Origin of the sequence: Ancylobacter mangrovi (genome assembly GCF_024752335.1) — a bacterium.
In the GTDB taxonomy this organism is placed as follows: Bacteria; Pseudomonadota; Alphaproteobacteria; order Rhizobiales; family Xanthobacteraceae; genus Ancylobacter; species Ancylobacter mangrovi.
Map to the genome: position 1 here is coordinate 860,026 of NZ_JANTHY010000001.1, position 13,890 is coordinate 873,915.

General features: G+C 64.6%; 19 protein-coding genes. 18 read left to right on the forward strand and 1 reads right to left on the reverse strand.

Annotation, left to right across the window (positions count from 1 at the left end):
- Nucleotides 1-6: 6 nt before the first annotated feature.
- Complete coding sequence (locus NVS83_RS04235) at nt 7-966, forward strand: hypothetical protein (RefSeq protein WP_258738201.1); 960 nt, start codon at nt 7-9, stop codon at nt 964-966.
- Nucleotides 967-1,042: 76 nt separating this feature from the next.
- Nucleotides 1,043-1,390 (forward strand): hypothetical protein, encoded by a 348-nt coding sequence (locus NVS83_RS04240; RefSeq protein ID WP_258738202.1) that lies wholly within the window; start codon nt 1,043-1,045, stop codon nt 1,388-1,390.
- A gap of 407 nt (nt 1,391-1,797) precedes the next feature.
- Here the strand turns inward: NVS83_RS04240 and NVS83_RS04245 are convergent, their stop codons facing one another.
- A complete protein-coding gene (locus NVS83_RS04245) occupies nt 1,798-2,007 on the reverse strand; it encodes a helix-turn-helix domain-containing protein (RefSeq protein ID WP_258738203.1) in 210 nt (69 codons plus the stop codon).
- A gap of 242 nt (nt 2,008-2,249) precedes the next feature.
- Here NVS83_RS04245 and NVS83_RS04250 point away from each other — a divergent pair, with 242 nt between their 5' ends.
- The 16 genes from NVS83_RS04250 to NVS83_RS04325 all read left to right on the forward strand — a co-directional run bounded on the left by NVS83_RS04250 (nt 2,250) and on the right by NVS83_RS04325 (nt 13,873).
- A complete protein-coding gene (locus NVS83_RS04250; protein WP_258738204.1) occupies nt 2,250-2,684 on the forward strand; it encodes an HNH endonuclease in 435 nt (144 codons plus the stop codon).
- 117 nt (nt 2,685-2,801) lie between these two features.
- Nucleotides 2,802-3,233, forward strand: a complete 432-nt coding sequence (locus NVS83_RS04255) for a P27 family phage terminase small subunit (protein ID WP_258738205.1) — start codon at nt 2,802-2,804, stop codon at nt 3,231-3,233.
- 58 nt (nt 3,234-3,291) lie between these two features.
- Complete coding sequence (locus NVS83_RS04260; protein WP_258738206.1) at nt 3,292-5,028, forward strand: terminase large subunit; 1,737 nt, start codon at nt 3,292-3,294, stop codon at nt 5,026-5,028.
- 8 nt (nt 5,029-5,036) lie between these two features.
- Nucleotides 5,037-5,195 carry a hypothetical protein gene (locus tag NVS83_RS04265; RefSeq protein ID WP_258738207.1) on the forward strand — a complete coding sequence of 53 codons (159 nt, stop codon included), beginning with the start codon at nt 5,037-5,039 and terminating at the stop codon, nt 5,193-5,195.
- Between the two features lie 2 nt (nt 5,196-5,197).
- Complete coding sequence (locus NVS83_RS04270; protein WP_258738208.1) at nt 5,198-6,928, forward strand: phage portal protein; 1,731 nt, start codon at nt 5,198-5,200, stop codon at nt 6,926-6,928.
- A gap of 10 nt (nt 6,929-6,938) precedes the next feature.
- Nucleotides 6,939-7,661 (forward strand): HK97 family phage prohead protease, encoded by a 723-nt coding sequence (locus NVS83_RS04275; RefSeq protein WP_258738210.1) that lies wholly within the window; start codon nt 6,939-6,941, stop codon nt 7,659-7,661.
- A 25-nt stretch (nt 7,662-7,686) separates the two neighbouring features.
- Nucleotides 7,687-9,132: a phage major capsid protein gene (locus NVS83_RS04280; protein WP_258738211.1), complete on the forward strand. Its 1,446-nt coding sequence runs from the start codon at nt 7,687-7,689 to the stop codon at nt 9,130-9,132.
- A gap of 74 nt (nt 9,133-9,206) precedes the next feature.
- Entirely contained in the window at nt 9,207-9,629 is a 423-nt protein-coding gene (locus tag NVS83_RS04285) for a hypothetical protein (protein WP_258738212.1), read from the forward strand.
- 52 nt (nt 9,630-9,681) lie between these two features.
- Nucleotides 9,682-10,044 (forward strand): hypothetical protein, encoded by a 363-nt coding sequence (locus tag NVS83_RS04290; RefSeq protein ID WP_258738213.1) that lies wholly within the window; start codon nt 9,682-9,684, stop codon nt 10,042-10,044.
- Nucleotides 10,041-10,676: a hypothetical protein gene (locus tag NVS83_RS04295; protein ID WP_258738214.1), complete on the forward strand. Its 636-nt coding sequence runs from the start codon at nt 10,041-10,043 to the stop codon at nt 10,674-10,676. Before NVS83_RS04290 ends, NVS83_RS04295 begins: the two co-directional genes overlap by 4 nt.
- Nucleotides 10,673-11,032, forward strand: coding sequence for a hypothetical protein (locus NVS83_RS04300; RefSeq protein ID WP_258738215.1), 360 nt, complete (start codon nt 10,673-10,675; stop codon nt 11,030-11,032). Before NVS83_RS04295 ends, NVS83_RS04300 begins: the two co-directional genes overlap by 4 nt.
- Entirely contained in the window at nt 11,032-11,724 is a 693-nt protein-coding gene (locus NVS83_RS04305; protein WP_258738216.1) for a hypothetical protein, read from the forward strand. Before NVS83_RS04300 ends, NVS83_RS04305 begins: the two co-directional genes overlap by 1 nt.
- 3 nt (nt 11,725-11,727) lie before the next feature.
- Nucleotides 11,728-12,132 carry a hypothetical protein gene (locus tag NVS83_RS04310; RefSeq protein ID WP_258738217.1) on the forward strand — a complete coding sequence of 135 codons (405 nt, stop codon included), beginning with the start codon at nt 11,728-11,730 and terminating at the stop codon, nt 12,130-12,132.
- 25 nt (nt 12,133-12,157) lie between these two features.
- Nucleotides 12,158-13,087 (forward strand): phage tail tube protein, encoded by a 930-nt coding sequence (locus tag NVS83_RS04315; RefSeq protein ID WP_258738218.1) that lies wholly within the window; start codon nt 12,158-12,160, stop codon nt 13,085-13,087.
- A gap of 52 nt (nt 13,088-13,139) precedes the next feature.
- Entirely contained in the window at nt 13,140-13,553 is a 414-nt protein-coding gene (locus tag NVS83_RS04320; protein ID WP_258738220.1) for a phage-derived protein YdaY family protein, read from the forward strand.
- Nucleotides 13,554-13,573: 20 nt separating this feature from the next.
- Complete coding sequence (locus NVS83_RS04325) at nt 13,574-13,873, forward strand: phage tail assembly chaperone (RefSeq protein WP_258738221.1); 300 nt, start codon at nt 13,574-13,576, stop codon at nt 13,871-13,873.
- Nucleotides 13,874-13,890 lie beyond the last annotated feature (17 nt).

Sequence of the window (13,890 nt, forward strand, 5' to 3'; positions counted from 1 at the left end):
AGGGACATGCAGGAAGCTACCAGGCGCACGGCGCATGACAGGGTCGAGGCCGCGACGCGCCGGCTCGAGAAGGCACTTACGCTGAACGAGCGGGACGCCAAGGCGTTGGCGCGAGCGGAGGGCAGGGGAAACACCGAGCGGGCGGCTGAGCTGCGCCGGTCGATCGGCAAGCGCGCGCTTCAGGCCAAGGCGCAGGAGCGGATTCTCGCCAAGTACCGGCCGATCATGCAGATGTCCGACTATGCGGGGCGTCTAGCCGCGCGTTGCGCCGCCAGCCCGCCAGCGCCGGCACCGAAGGCCCGAAAGCCGAAGAAGCTGGCTCGCCAGCCGTTTCGCATTCCCGACGACATCCCGGCCGACCTGCCGGGACGCCGGGAGCGGAAGGAACGCTTTGTGCCGAGCCCGGCGGATGGGAAGCCGCTGGCTGTCACGATCAACGTCCATGAAAGCCCCGTGTCCTACATGCTCGCCGCCGGGACGATCGATGAAGCGGAGCACCGAGCGGCGGATCAGTTTCGACGGCTTTACGAGCGCGCCGGCATAGGAAACCTGAAGGCGATCGACCCGGCCCGGGAAGTCGTCGACGGCACGTCGCCGCAGCCGGATATGAATGTCGACGCCATGGAGGCGCAGGCACGATTGCGCGAGGCGAGGGAGCGTCTGGGCAAGACGCTCTACGGCTACACGGTGGCCGTCGTCGGCGAACTCGTGCCGATCAAGCAGATGGCCGAACACTACGGGCGGTTGTCCGGAAAGCGGGCCGAGGGGTTCGTCTCGGGCCAGGTTACGGCCGCGTTGGATTTGCTGGCGGAGCTCTGGCGGGAAAAGCCTCCGACGCTGCCGAAGATGCGGTCGACACGAGAGAGCACAAGCGGACCCGCAACCGAGTGGGACGTGACGGACAAGGGCGATCTTCGCAAGAGGCAGAGCAATGCGGAGAGGCTGGGCGGCGCCAATGATGCTTGATCCGAAGGGGTGAACGATCAAAGCTCTCGAATGGTCGCCATCGACCCAGGGCCCGCCTGTAACGGAGCATCGCCCCATGACCTCCCTTGAGAAGCAGTTCGACCAAGCGATGTTCGAGGTCTACCGCCGTGCGAAGGAAGAGGCGCACTACAATGCGACGATTTTCCTTCAGATGCTTACCGACAACGGTGGCTTGCGGACGGCGAAGACGTTGATCAATGCATCGAAGCCGTCCGACGGCTATACGGCGCTATATATGCGAAAGCGGCTTGATCTGACCGTCGAGGCCGTCGTTGTAGAAGATAGTCGGTGGCACGGCCTCTTCACCGAAAGAGAGCTTTCCCGCGCTCGCCATCGGTTGCGCGAGTACCAGTATCAGCCTCGCGTGCAATCAAAGTCGAACGAAGGCCGCGCTGACGCTTGACGCGGGCCCCCAAATCAGACCTAATTTCGTCAAGCTCGATAGATGCGCCCGGATGCTGATTCCGGGCGTTTTTCGTTTGGGCTGCGGATTGAAGCGGGGAGAGCCCCGAGAGGACAAGCCGCCATAGCGGAGAATGGCCCGAAGCCAGACCAGTCACGTCTGGCCGCCCGAACCATTCGCTCCAAGCGGCAACGAGATGACCTGTCCACGGGATGGGGATCGCGGCTGAATGCATCCCGCAACATAGCCGCGAGAGTTGGAGAACGGGTCCGCCAAAGAGTCGGTATGCGGACGGCCGGGCATAGCTTGAGGCTAGGCAGGGCGCCGACTAGGCCCAGGTCATTACCTTCGACGCGGTTTCAAACGGCAGGCTGGATGCTCGTCGGGAGAGGGCGCAGCCGCGTCGATCACTTTTCGGGCCACGGCTTCAGCTTGTGGTAGAGCGCGGTGCAAGCGAGGGCGATGCTTAAGGGAACGATGACGGCTTCGCCGTTGTCTCGCCTGGTGCCCCGCTCATAGAGCTCAATGGAACTCTTCGAGATGCCCAGCTCCTCGGCGGCCTTCGTCTGCGAATAGCCCATGATCGAGCGCCAAGCCTTGAAGTCGTCGGGGGTCATGGTATCTTCTCCGTTGAAGGGGTGAGACGCCTTTCGATCCGGTGGGAGCCGGGCTTTCGCCCGACTCCCGTTCTCTTAGAAGCTGATCCACAGGTGCAGGTGCCAACCGCAGAACCTGAGTTTCAGCCTAAGCCGGAGTTTCAAGCGTCTCACCTCCTTCCGATTGCCGGGCCACAACGACCCGGTAAGGATGTTGTAGCGTACTCAGTACGCAATAGCAACGGATAAATACCTGACTCAGTATGAATTTCGCCTGCTGCGCGTTTGCAGCGGGCTTTTTCGCTGATGTCCCGTTGATCGCCGCGGCAGGCGCCATGAACCAATTCAGCACTATGGGGCGGAAGCCAGCTCGCGCACGCGGTTACGACGGTCGTTGGGAACGGGCCAGAGCGCAGTTCCTTGCCGAGCATCCGTGGTGCGTGCGCTGCGCAGAGCAGGGGACGCGGACCGCCGCAACCGTGGTCGATCACATCATCCCGCATCGATACGGTCAGGCGCGGACGCCTGAGGAGAAGGCCACCGCGCTTCGGCTGCTGCGCGATCCGGACAACTGGCAAGGGCTCTGCGCGACCCACCATTCCAGCACGAAGCAACGCGAGGAACGCAGCGGCGGCCGATGCGGAACTACCGTCGACGGGCGCCCGATCGATCCGAGCCATCCCTGGAACCGGCGGTGACCCCCGGGGGGTATCCGATCTCCGGGCGATTGGGGACCCGGACCGGCAGGGGCCAAGCGTTCGCACTGCGAGCAGATTTTGGAAGGGGGGTTTCCGCCACCCCCATAGGGGGTGAACATGAAACTTACCTCTGTCGAAGGTGGGGATGGCGCGCCGCCGGAGCCCGACTGGGCTTCGCAGTACACCGATGAGCTCGACATCGTCGAAGCGAAGGAGCGCTGGGGCATCGTGACCCGCGAGCTGCGGGAGGCCGGCACCTTGGCGATGGTCAACGGGCACACCGTGCAGCGGCTCGTCGAGTTCTACGTGGTCTATCGCCGGGTCGCCCGCCAGGTCGGCGAGCTCGGAGCGATCACCCGGGCGCGGCGGACCAAGGTTCCACAGACCAGCCCCTATTGGACCGTCATGCGGCAGGCGGACGAGCATATCCGCATGAACGAAGCCGAGCTTGGTCTCTCGCCCCTGCGGCGCAACAAGGCCGGGAAGGTGCAACGTGGCAAGAAAGCCCCGCGCGCCGCGGACAGTTACCTCGGATCGCTATCCAAATGACCCGACCAGCCATTGGGCCCATGATGTCGCCGAGGGCCGCATCGTCGCGGGCGAGCTCGTGCGGCATGCTGCTGAACGGCACCTCCGCGACCTGAAGGACGGCCCGTCGCGCGGCCTGTACTGGCGTCCGGAGAAGGCGGCGCATGCCATCGGGTTCTACCCGGCGATGCTGACCATCACTGAGGGGACTAAGGTCGGGCAGCCGTTTCAGCTGCTTCCCTGGCACACCTTCGTGGCAGGTTCGCTGTTCGGATGGCGCAAGGACAGCGGCCGGATGAGGTTCCGCAGCGGCTGGCTGGAGACGGGAAAGGGACAGGCAAAAAGCCCCTTCATGGCCGCCACCGGCCTCTACATGAGCGGCTTCTGTGGCATCCACCGTGCTCGCGCCTTTGCGATCGGCCAGGACAAGAACACGGCGAACGTGCTGTTCAAGGACGCTGTCGCCATGTGCCGGGCGCCGATCCCGGGCGGAGACGAGGATGATACCCTGGTCGCCAGCGGCCATGTCGTGGTGCGCGGGGAGGGGGACAACGCCTGGAAGCTGGAGTTCATCGAGAGCGAATCCATCTTCCAGTCGCTGGCGAACGGCGAGGCGATCTCGGGTCCGAAGCCGACCTTCGTCGGCGCGGACGAGATCCACGAGTTCAAGAACAACACGTCGATCGAACTGTGGAAGGCGGCGATCGCCAAGATGCCGGGCGACGCCTTCATGCTGCTCGGCACCAACACGCCATCGTCGACGCAGATCGTCGGCACGGAATATTCGGAGTTCTACCAGAAGGTCGCACTCGGCGAGATCGACGACGACGAGGCCTTCGCCTTCGTCGCTCGCGTCGACAAGGCCGACCGGGAGACCGTGTTCGACAACGAGGAATGCTGGCCCAAGGCGCTTCCGGCGCTAGGCGTCACCTTCCCGATCGAGAACATCCGCGGCCAGGTGAAGACCGCCAAGTCGCTGCTCTCGACGGCGCTCTCGCTCAAGCGCCTCTATTTCGGGATTCCCATCGGCGCGACCGAATTCTGGATCGCCGAGGAGGCATGGTCGGCGGTCCAAGGAAGGGTCGATGCCGACGAATTCCGGGGGTGTCCCTGCTGGCTGTCGCTCGACCTCTCGCAGAAGAACGACCTGACAGCGCTGACCGCGGTGTGGCTCAAGGACGGGAAGCTCTACGCCAAGACCTGGTACTGGACCACGAAAGACGGGCTCGAGGAGCGGGCGAAGGCCGATCAGGCCCCCTATGACCGCTGGGCGCTCGAGGGACATATCACCGCCGTGGACGGAGCGGTCATCGACAAGAGCTTCGTGGCGGCGAAGGTTGCCGAGATCTGCGCCTCGCACGAGGTGCGGTGCCTCGCCTTCGATCCGGCGGGTATCGGTTCGTTCATGGAGGCGTGCGAGGACATCGGCTTCCCCGTCTGGCTCTATGAAGGCCCAGACGCAGATTCCGGCAATGGGCTGATGTTGGTGCCGCATGGCCAGGGCACTCGCATTGTCTTCTACAAGCAGCTCGACGAGAACGGTAAGCCGATCGAGCGGCTTTGCATGCCGAGGTCGATCGAGCGGCTCGAGGATCAGATCCTCAATAAGTCGATCGTCATCGACCACACGCCGGTGACGTATGCCTGCGCTGCGAATGCCCATGTCATTTCGGACGGCATGAACAATCGGGCCTTCGACAAGAAGCGCTCCCGCGGGCGTATCGACGGCATGGTGACGATCGCCATGGCGACGGGCGCCGCTTCGTGCGATCCGCGCGGCGCCGAGACCGGCCAGCCTGAAATCTATCTGCTGTGAGGACCGCCATGGCGAGCAAGACGCGCATCGACTTCGTGTTCGACGGCATCGGCGTCATCGGAACGATCACCATCGTAGTGGGCGCCGGCATGATCTACTTTCCCGCCGGTCTCATCGTTGCCGGCCTGATCCTGCTCGCCATTGCGATCCTCGGGGCCCGCACCTGATCATGGCTGGAATGCTGCGAAGGATCTTTGGCGCCCCGGCCGAAACGAAGTCCGTGGACTTCTCTCCGGAAGTGTGGGCCGCGATCAATGGCGGGTGGGGAGTTCCCACGAAATCGGGCTCCAGCGTTTCGTTCAACAGTGCCCTCGGCCAGTCCGCGTTCTATCGCGGCGTTCTGGTTATCGCCGACGGCGTTGCTCAGTTGCCCGTGGAGATCTACCGGAGAGTGTCCTCCGGGCGAGGGGCTGAACCGGCTTATGACCATCCGCTCTACGACATGCTGATGCATCGTCCGAGCGGGCTCCAGGACGCACCGACGTTCTTTCGGACCGTGCTCATGCATGCCGTGGGCACGGGGAACTCCGTTTCCTATCGTGTCGTCGTCAACGGTCAGCTGCGGGAGCTTCTACCTTTCCGCCCGGAGAATGTTGGGATTGATATCGACCCCATTCTGAGCCAGCCAATCTACGATTGCACCTTCGAGAAGGGGGCCTTCACGCGGCTTGGACCCGATGATGTGTTCCATCTTCGAGGTCCGAGCTGGATGCCATACAAGGGCATCGATCCTGCCGTGGTCGGCCGCGAGGCCATTGGTCTTTCGCAAGCTACGGAGGAAACTCACGCGAGGCTGCACAAGAACGGGACCAGGCCGAGCGGCGTTCTCTCGACAGAGAACAAGCTTGATCGCCCGCAGATTGACCTGCTCCGGGAGATGTGGACGCAAGCCTATGCCGGCGCCGAGAATTCATCGAAACCTGCGATCCTGACGGGCGGCCTGAAGTGGGAGCAGCTCGGCATGAAAGGCGTGGATGCCGAGCACCTCGCCACGCGCAAGCATCAGATTGAAGAGATCGCCAGGCTGCTCGGTGTTTTCCCGATCATGCTTGGACATGCGGGCGATCAGTCGCCAACTTTCGCGAGCGCCGATGCGTTTCTTGAAGCCCATGTCCGCTACACGCTGCAGCCGTGGATCAAGAATGTCCGCTCGGCGATCGAAACGCAGCTCCTGACGGCCGAGGAACGTCGACAGGGCTATTTCGTCCGTATCGACACCAGCGAGCTTCTGCGCGGCTCGCTGAAGGATAGGACGGAGTATTACAAGGCGGCGCTAGGCACCAATTCCTCGCCGGGCTGGCTCAAGCCGAACGAGATCCGTGAGGACGACGGTTGGAACCCGGACGATGACCCGGCCATGGATCAAGTCTGGCAGCCGGCCACCATGGCGCCGGTGAACGCACCGGCGGGTACTGCCGACGGGGCGACCCGACCGGAGGAGAAATCGAGCGCTCCGCGCTCCCTCTATGTCAGCCGTCCTCTCAGAAATGGGGCCGAATTCCTTCGTTGGGCACGATCGCAGGGCTTCCGCAATCTGCTTCCCGTCGAGGATCTGCACGTCACGTTGATCCACAGCCGCAATGCTATTGACTGGATGTCGATCGAGCGGAGCTGGAATCCCAACGATGAAGGCGAGATTGTCATCCCGCCGGGCGGCCCTCGGATCGTTGAGACCATGAACAGCTCGAAGGGCGCCGCCGTGGCCCTCAAGTTCGTTTCGGCCGAACTCGAGTGGCGTCATGAGCAGATCATCGAAGCCGGCGCCAGCCATGACTGGCCCGACTATCAGCCGCACATCACGTTCACGTACGAGCCGGGCGACGTCGGTCTCCAACGGGTCGAGCCGTACCAGGGCAAACTGGTCTTCGGCCCGGAACGTTTCCGAGAAATCGTCTCCTGAGGAGAAGATCATGGAACTCAGCGTCATCGGCGTGCCGTTCGAGATCAAGTTCGCCGCGGATGAAGCCCTGGCAGGGACCTTCGAGGGCTATGGGGCCGTTTTCGGGAACGTCGATTCCCATGGGGACGTGATCGAACCGGGCGCTTTCACGAAATCTCTCCTGGAGATGGAGCGGGCGGGCCGCGGCCTTCCGCCGATGTACAAGATGCACGGCATGACCACCGGCAATCGGACCGACCCGATCGGCATCTGGGAGGCGATGTCGGAGGATGCGAACGGCCTCTACGTGAAAGGGCGGCTCGTCGGGCTCGATACGGAGCAAGGCAAGTGGACATATGCGCAGATGCGCGAGGGTGCCCTGAAGGGCCTTTCGATCGGATATCGGGTGCCACCTGGCGGATCGCGCAGAGGCAGCGGGCGTACCGGAGATCCGCTCCGCACGATCAAGTCGGTAATCCTGAGAGAGGTCTCTCTGGTCGACAGTCCGTCGAACGTTCTTGCCCGCATCTACAGCGCCAAGTCGCTCGATGACGATGGCGGCAGCTATGCCGACGAGATCAAGACCATTCGTGATTTCGAGGAGTTCCTACGGGACGTGGGTGATTTCTCGCACGCAGCCGCCAAGGCGATCGCCGCTGGCGGCTTCAAGGCAAGACCGGAACCTCGGGACGAGGACGGGGAAGCCCTCAAGGCGTTCATTGCGGACGCCGCCAACCGCCTCCGGGGCTGCTGAGCTCCATTCCAACACCGAGGATGACATGAAAAAGTTCTCCATCGTTGCGATGGCGGGCGCGCTTGCGCTCGCCGTGATCCTGGCCCTCTCGGCCGACCTGTCCAGTCATCTCGGCGTCTTTCACGCCGCGGCGGCCGGCCTCGATATGAACCATATGCTGATCGCCATGGCCGGAGCGCCGGCACTGGCCGAGGAGGTCAAGGCGGCCGTCGATCCGCTGATGACGGCGTTCGAAGAGTTCAAGAAGACGAACGACGATCGTCTGCGAGAGATCGAGAAGAAGGGGAGCGCCGATCCCGTCACGGCCGAGAAACTCGGCAAGATCGAAGCGACGCTCCAGCAGTATGAGGGCCTCAACCAGAAGATCACCACTTCGGCAGAGCAGGCGAAGGCGGCGAAGGAAGCGAGTGATCGCATCGAGGTCATGCTCAGCCGGCTGCCGAAGAACCTGGCGCAGGATGCACGCGGCGAGGATGGATGGAAGACGACGGCCAATGACTGGGCACGCGCTGTCGTGCACGCTCACGCCGTGGGCGTCGTGAACCTGTCGAAGGACGAGCAGAAGATCCTCGCTGACATCGCCGCCGAGGCCAAGGCTCTGAACGTCTCGACCGACACCGCCGGCGGCTATCTCGCGCCGACCGAATATGTGCGCGAGATCATCAAGGGGGTGACGGAGATGAGCCCCGCCCGTGCTCTGGCCCGGATTCGGAATACGGCGGCCAAGTCCGTGGAGATCCCGAAGCGCACCGGTCAGTTCGCCGCGCGTCGCGTCAACGAGCAGGGCACCAAGTCCGAGACCACGGGCCTCGCCTATGGCCTCGAAGAACTCCAGGCGCCCGAGATGTATGCGCTCGTCGACATCACCAACCAGATGCTCGAGGACAGCGCTTTCGACATGGAAGCCGAGATCCGGGAAGAGGCCTCGGAGCAGTTCGCCGTCCGGGAGGGCGCCGAGTTCGTCTCCGGTACCGGCGTCGGCGAGATGGAGGGAATTCTCATCAATGGCGGCGTCGGGGAGAATGTCTCCGGCTCCGCGGCGACGATCGCTGATGTCGACGGGCAGGCGAACGGTCTTCTCACGCTCAAGTACGGGCTCAAGACGGCCTATGCGCGAAATGCGACCTGGATCATGAACCGCACCACCATGGGTTCGGTGCGCAAGCTCAAGGACGCCGAGAAGAATTACATCTGGATGCCAGGCCTCGCGCAGGGGCGCCCCAATACGATCGACGGCGATCCCTATGTCGAGTTCCCCGATATGCCCAGCGAGGCGGCCGGCGCCTATCCGGTCGCCTATGGCGATTTCCGGCGCGGCTTCACGATCGTCGATCGCATCGCCATGGAGATGCTGCGCGATCCTTACACGCAGGCGACGAGCGGGGCGATCCGCTTCATCTTCCGCCGTCGCGTCGGCGGAAAGGTGGTTCTGGCCGAAGCCATCCGCAAGCTGAAGTGCGCGGCGGCCTGACCGCAATCATCTCGCGATAGCACCGGCCGCACGCGCTGCGGCCGGTTCCTTTTCTTCCATCTGGAGGCGCCACCATGCGCGACCTGTTGAACAATATCGCCCCGAAAGTGGCGATCCCGCCCGTCGTCGTCACGGACAATACCGCTCAGGTCGGTTCGGTCATCGACGTTGCCGGCTTCGACTCCCTCACTTTCGTCATCCTGACCGGTGTGCTGGCTGACGCCGACGCAACGTTCGAAGTCCTGGTCGAGGAGGGCGACGTGGCCAACCTTTCGGATGCCACGGCCGTCGCCGATCGCGATCTGATCGGATCCGAAGCCCTCGCGAGCTTCACATTCGCTGCCGACGGCGCGACCCGGAAGGTCGGCTACAAAGGGGGCAAGCGGTTCGTCCGCCTGACCGTCACGCCGAGCGGAAATGCCGGAAATGCACCGATGGCGGCGTTGGCGGTCCTTGGGCATCCCAAGTCCGCGCCGACCTCCAACCCTCCGATCTGATCGCAGGCAGAGCCGAAATTAGGTCGAGCTACGTTCACATCAGGAGGGCCTCATGGCCGAACAGGTTAAGGTGCGTGTGCTGCGCACGGTGCCCGTTTCCGATGACGGAATCCGGTCGCGCCAGCTCGTAAAGGGAACGGTCGACGTGGTGCCGGCCGGGCTCTTCGACGGCCTCAAAGCCGAGGGCTATGTCGATGAGCCGGCTGCCGGCGAAGATGGGGGATCTCCCTCGGGCGGTGCGGGGCAGGGCGCGGGCGGGCCCGTCGAGATCCCCGACGACTGGAAGGATCTGCACCACGCCACCAAGAAGAAGCTCGCCCGCGAGATCAGCGGGCAGGAGCCCGCCGATACCGCGGCGGCCGAAGCCGTCATCGAGGCGGAGATAGCCCGCCGGACGGAACAGCCGGGTTCGTGATGCTTACCATCGTGACGCCGGCGGACGACCGCAATCTGCTGTCGATCGAGCAATTGCGGGTGGCCGCCGGCTTCGCATCGGGCGATGCCAGTAACGACATGGATCTGGCCAGGATTGGCCTCGGCGTGTCGGATCGTATCGCCCGCGAATGCGGCATCGCCGGCGATGGCGTGCGCCCGCCCACGTTGAAGCGGGAGACGGTCGAACAGACTTTCCGCCTGTCGTGCCCCGTATCGCTGCTCCTGCTCGCGCGCCGCTTCGTGTCGGGCGTGACCTCTGTCAGCATCGACGGTGAGGCGGCAGCGACCTCCGACTATGAACTCGACGCCAGTGCCGGGATGCTGCGCCGGCTCCGAGAATCCCGGCCTGCCATGTGGCAGCCGGCGACCGTCGTCATCACTTATGCAGCCGGCTTCGACGACGTCCCCGGCGACCTGGTGCTGGCTGCTTCCGTCGCGGTGCAGGAGCAGTGGTCCGCGACGCAGCGCGATCCGCTGCTAAAGCGGGACCGGGTCGATGGAATCGGCGAACAGGAATTCTGGGTCGGCGGGATCGGCGGCGCCGCACCGAGCGCCTTTTCCTCCACCGTCCAGGCGTTGCTCGAACCGTTCCGCACGATGTGGGTCTCATGACGCCGAGCTCAGCTATCACCGCCCTCGACCGGCAACTTCGCAAGCACGGCCATGATGCCTTGCTGCGCCGGCAGGCCTGGGTGGGAACCGTCCGAACGTCGGCCAATCTGCCAGTCCGTATCTGCCTTCGGGGCTATCGGCCGGACGAGGTCACGGGTGGAATCGTCCAAGGCGACAGCGAGGTCGTCATCTCACCGACCGAACTCGGCGCATCGGCCTGGCCGGACGGTGCCGGCGAACTGCCGCGCCAGGGTGATGTCATAATCTCCGGAAGCCGGTCGCTGGCCGTCATCGCCGTCGATCCGCGCTACATCGGGGGAGAGCTTGTCCGGATCAACCTGCAGGTCCGCGGCTGATGGCGCGGGTCTCGACCCGGGTCGAACCGATCGACCGGAACATCGTGCTCGCCATTCGCAAGGGTGAAGACCCGGCCCAACGCGGCGCCCGGCTCGCCGCCTTCGCCCGTCAGGCGCTTGCGGAGGCGCAGGAGATCAACCGTCAGGCGACGGGCGCCGTGCCGCCGCACGAAACCTTCGTCGACGGACGCCAAGGCGCGCCACTCGAGAGTGTGAAGCCGGATGGCGTCATTGTCTTCGAGTTCGACCTGCTGGGTGATCTGTTCGAATGGGTCGGCGAGATGTTGGTGAAACACTCGCCGGTGCGCACGGGGCGCTATTCCGACAGCCATCTCTTTTTCGCCGACGGGGTGCAGGTCGATCCCGGCGCAGCGCTGCCGTCGGCGGAGGAATACGTCTTCATCAATGTCCAGCCCTATGCCCGCAAGATCGAGCGAGGGCTGTCACCGCAGGCGCCGGAAGGCGTCTATGAGGCTGTCGCCGCCATGGCTCGCGCGCGATTCGGCAATCTCGCCCATATCCGCTTTTCCTACCGGTCTTTCCAGGAGGGCGGCATCGTCGCCTACATCCCGGCCGGCGCGCCGGCGACGCGTGACCGCCGCGGCCGGTTCGCCTCGGGTGCTGGCGTTTCCGAGGCTCGGAACCGCGAGCACGCGACGCGCCGGCCCGCCGTCGTGATCCAGATGAGGTGAGCGATGGCGTCGGCTAGCGTTTTCAGCGCCGTCCAGGCGCGCCTCGAGGCCAACTGGAGCCGGTCTCCTGTCGTCAATCTCAACGATGTCTCCGAGGCACAGGACCCGCCGTGGGTGACGTTCCAGGTCCCGCTCAGCAACGAGGAACAGATCACCATCGGCGCGCCCGGACAGAATGTGTTCCGGGAGAGCGGCGTCCTTCGCCTCGTGCTGGCGATTCCGCGCGGCGCGCGCATCGCGCCGTGGCTGGAATGGATGGACGACCTGCGCGCCCTGTTCCGCTCAAGGCAGTTCGACGGCGTGCGGACCTATGGCGCTTCGCCGGCCGTGCTCGACGATCGCAATGACGACGGCAAGTTCTGGCTGCTGAGCGCGGCCGTGCTCTACGACGCCGACATCCACGCCTGATCCCACTCACCTCTGGAGACACGCCATGTCCTTCGCCGCATCGAGCGAGGCGCGGATCGCCTATGTCGCCGAAGCCACCTTCGGCACCACGCCGGCGACGCCGGCCTTCAAGGTCTTCCGCACGACCGGGGGCGGTCCGCGCACCAACAAGACCACCATCACGTCGGACGAGATCCGCGCCGACCGCAACGTGCCCGACGAGAGCATGGTCGGGATGGACGTCGCCGGTGCCTACCCCTTCGAATTCTCCTACGGGACGTTCGACGACATGCTCGAGGGGGCGCTGATGGGCGCCTGGGCGAGCGACGTGCTGAAGAACGGCGTTACGCCGAAGAGCTTCACCTTCGAGGAGACGCTGGAGCTCGGCGCCACCGACAGCTTTTCCCGCTTCTCGGGCTGCATGGTGAACACCTTCTCGCTGTCCGTGTCGGCGCGGGAGAAGGTGACGGGCTCCATCGGCCTGATGGGCCAGAAGGAAGAGCTCGACACGGCCGTAATCGACGATGCGGCCTACACGGCCGCCAATGCCGAGCCGATCCTCAGCGCCTCCGGCAGCATCGCCTCGCTCGCCATCGCCGCACTCGATCCGGCGCCGAAGCTGCGCTCGGTCTCGTTCGAGGTGAACAACGATCTGCGGACCCGACCGGTGGTCGGCTCGCTCTATTCCGAGGAATTCGGGCTCGGGCGCTGCAACGTCACCGGCACGCTAAACGCGTATTTCGGCTCGAATGCGCTCTACCAGGCCGTGCTCGACCATGGCGGCGGCGCGCTCAGCTTCACGATCGGTAAGGATGCCAACAAGAAGTACACCTTCCTGTTCCCGAAGATCGTGTTCCTGAACGGCGAGCGGCAGGTCGGCGGCAACAGCGACGACGTGATGGTCAACATCCCGTTCCGCGCCGTCTACGACGCGGCGGAGGCCTGTTCGATCAAGATCACGCGGGCGGTGGCGTGAAGACAATCGGTCAGAAGCCCGTCCGTTCGGGCGGCAGGAAGGAAGCCTCCACATGAAGCTGTCCAGGATCCGCAAGGGCGTGCGCAACGTGACGGAAGGGGGGTGGGTCGACCGCATCCCGATCGACGCGCTCGAAGGCGTCGCCTTCCGGGTGCGTGGCGCCCGCAATCCCGACGCGATCAAGCTGCGCGCCGATCTGATCGCGGCGCTGGACGAGGAGCAGCGCAAGGCGCTGCCGGCGGACACGGTCGAGGCGATCGCGACCGAAGTCATGGCGCGGGCGGTCCTGCTCGACTGGAACCTCACCGACGAAGCGGATGCGCCGATTCCGTTCACCCCGGAGGCCGCGCTCGATCTGCTCACCGATCCTGAGATCGGCGAGACGATGCGCGAGGGGGTCGCCTATGCCGCCGCGGTTGTCGCGGCGCAGGGGCGCGATGCCCTGGAGACCGACGCAAAAAACTGACCGACGCCCTGCTCTGGCAGATGGAGTGGGGCGACAAGATCGAGTGGCTCCAGGACCTGGCCGAGGAAGGCGAGGCCATCCCGGCGCTTAGCAACCAGCCGACCATACCGGCGCATCTGGAATTCGCGTGGAGCGCCTTCTGGGCGCTGAAGAACGACCGGCCGCTCGGCTTCGCCATGATCGGCCGCATATCCTTCACCGCGATCGATCGCTTCGCCCGTCGCTATGACGTTCATGGCGACGCCTTCGAGAGGCTCCGCGTGCTGATCGCCGCGATGGACGCGGCATTCGTCGAGAAGGTGATGGCGCGGCCGAAATAGCGCCAGCACATCCTGCA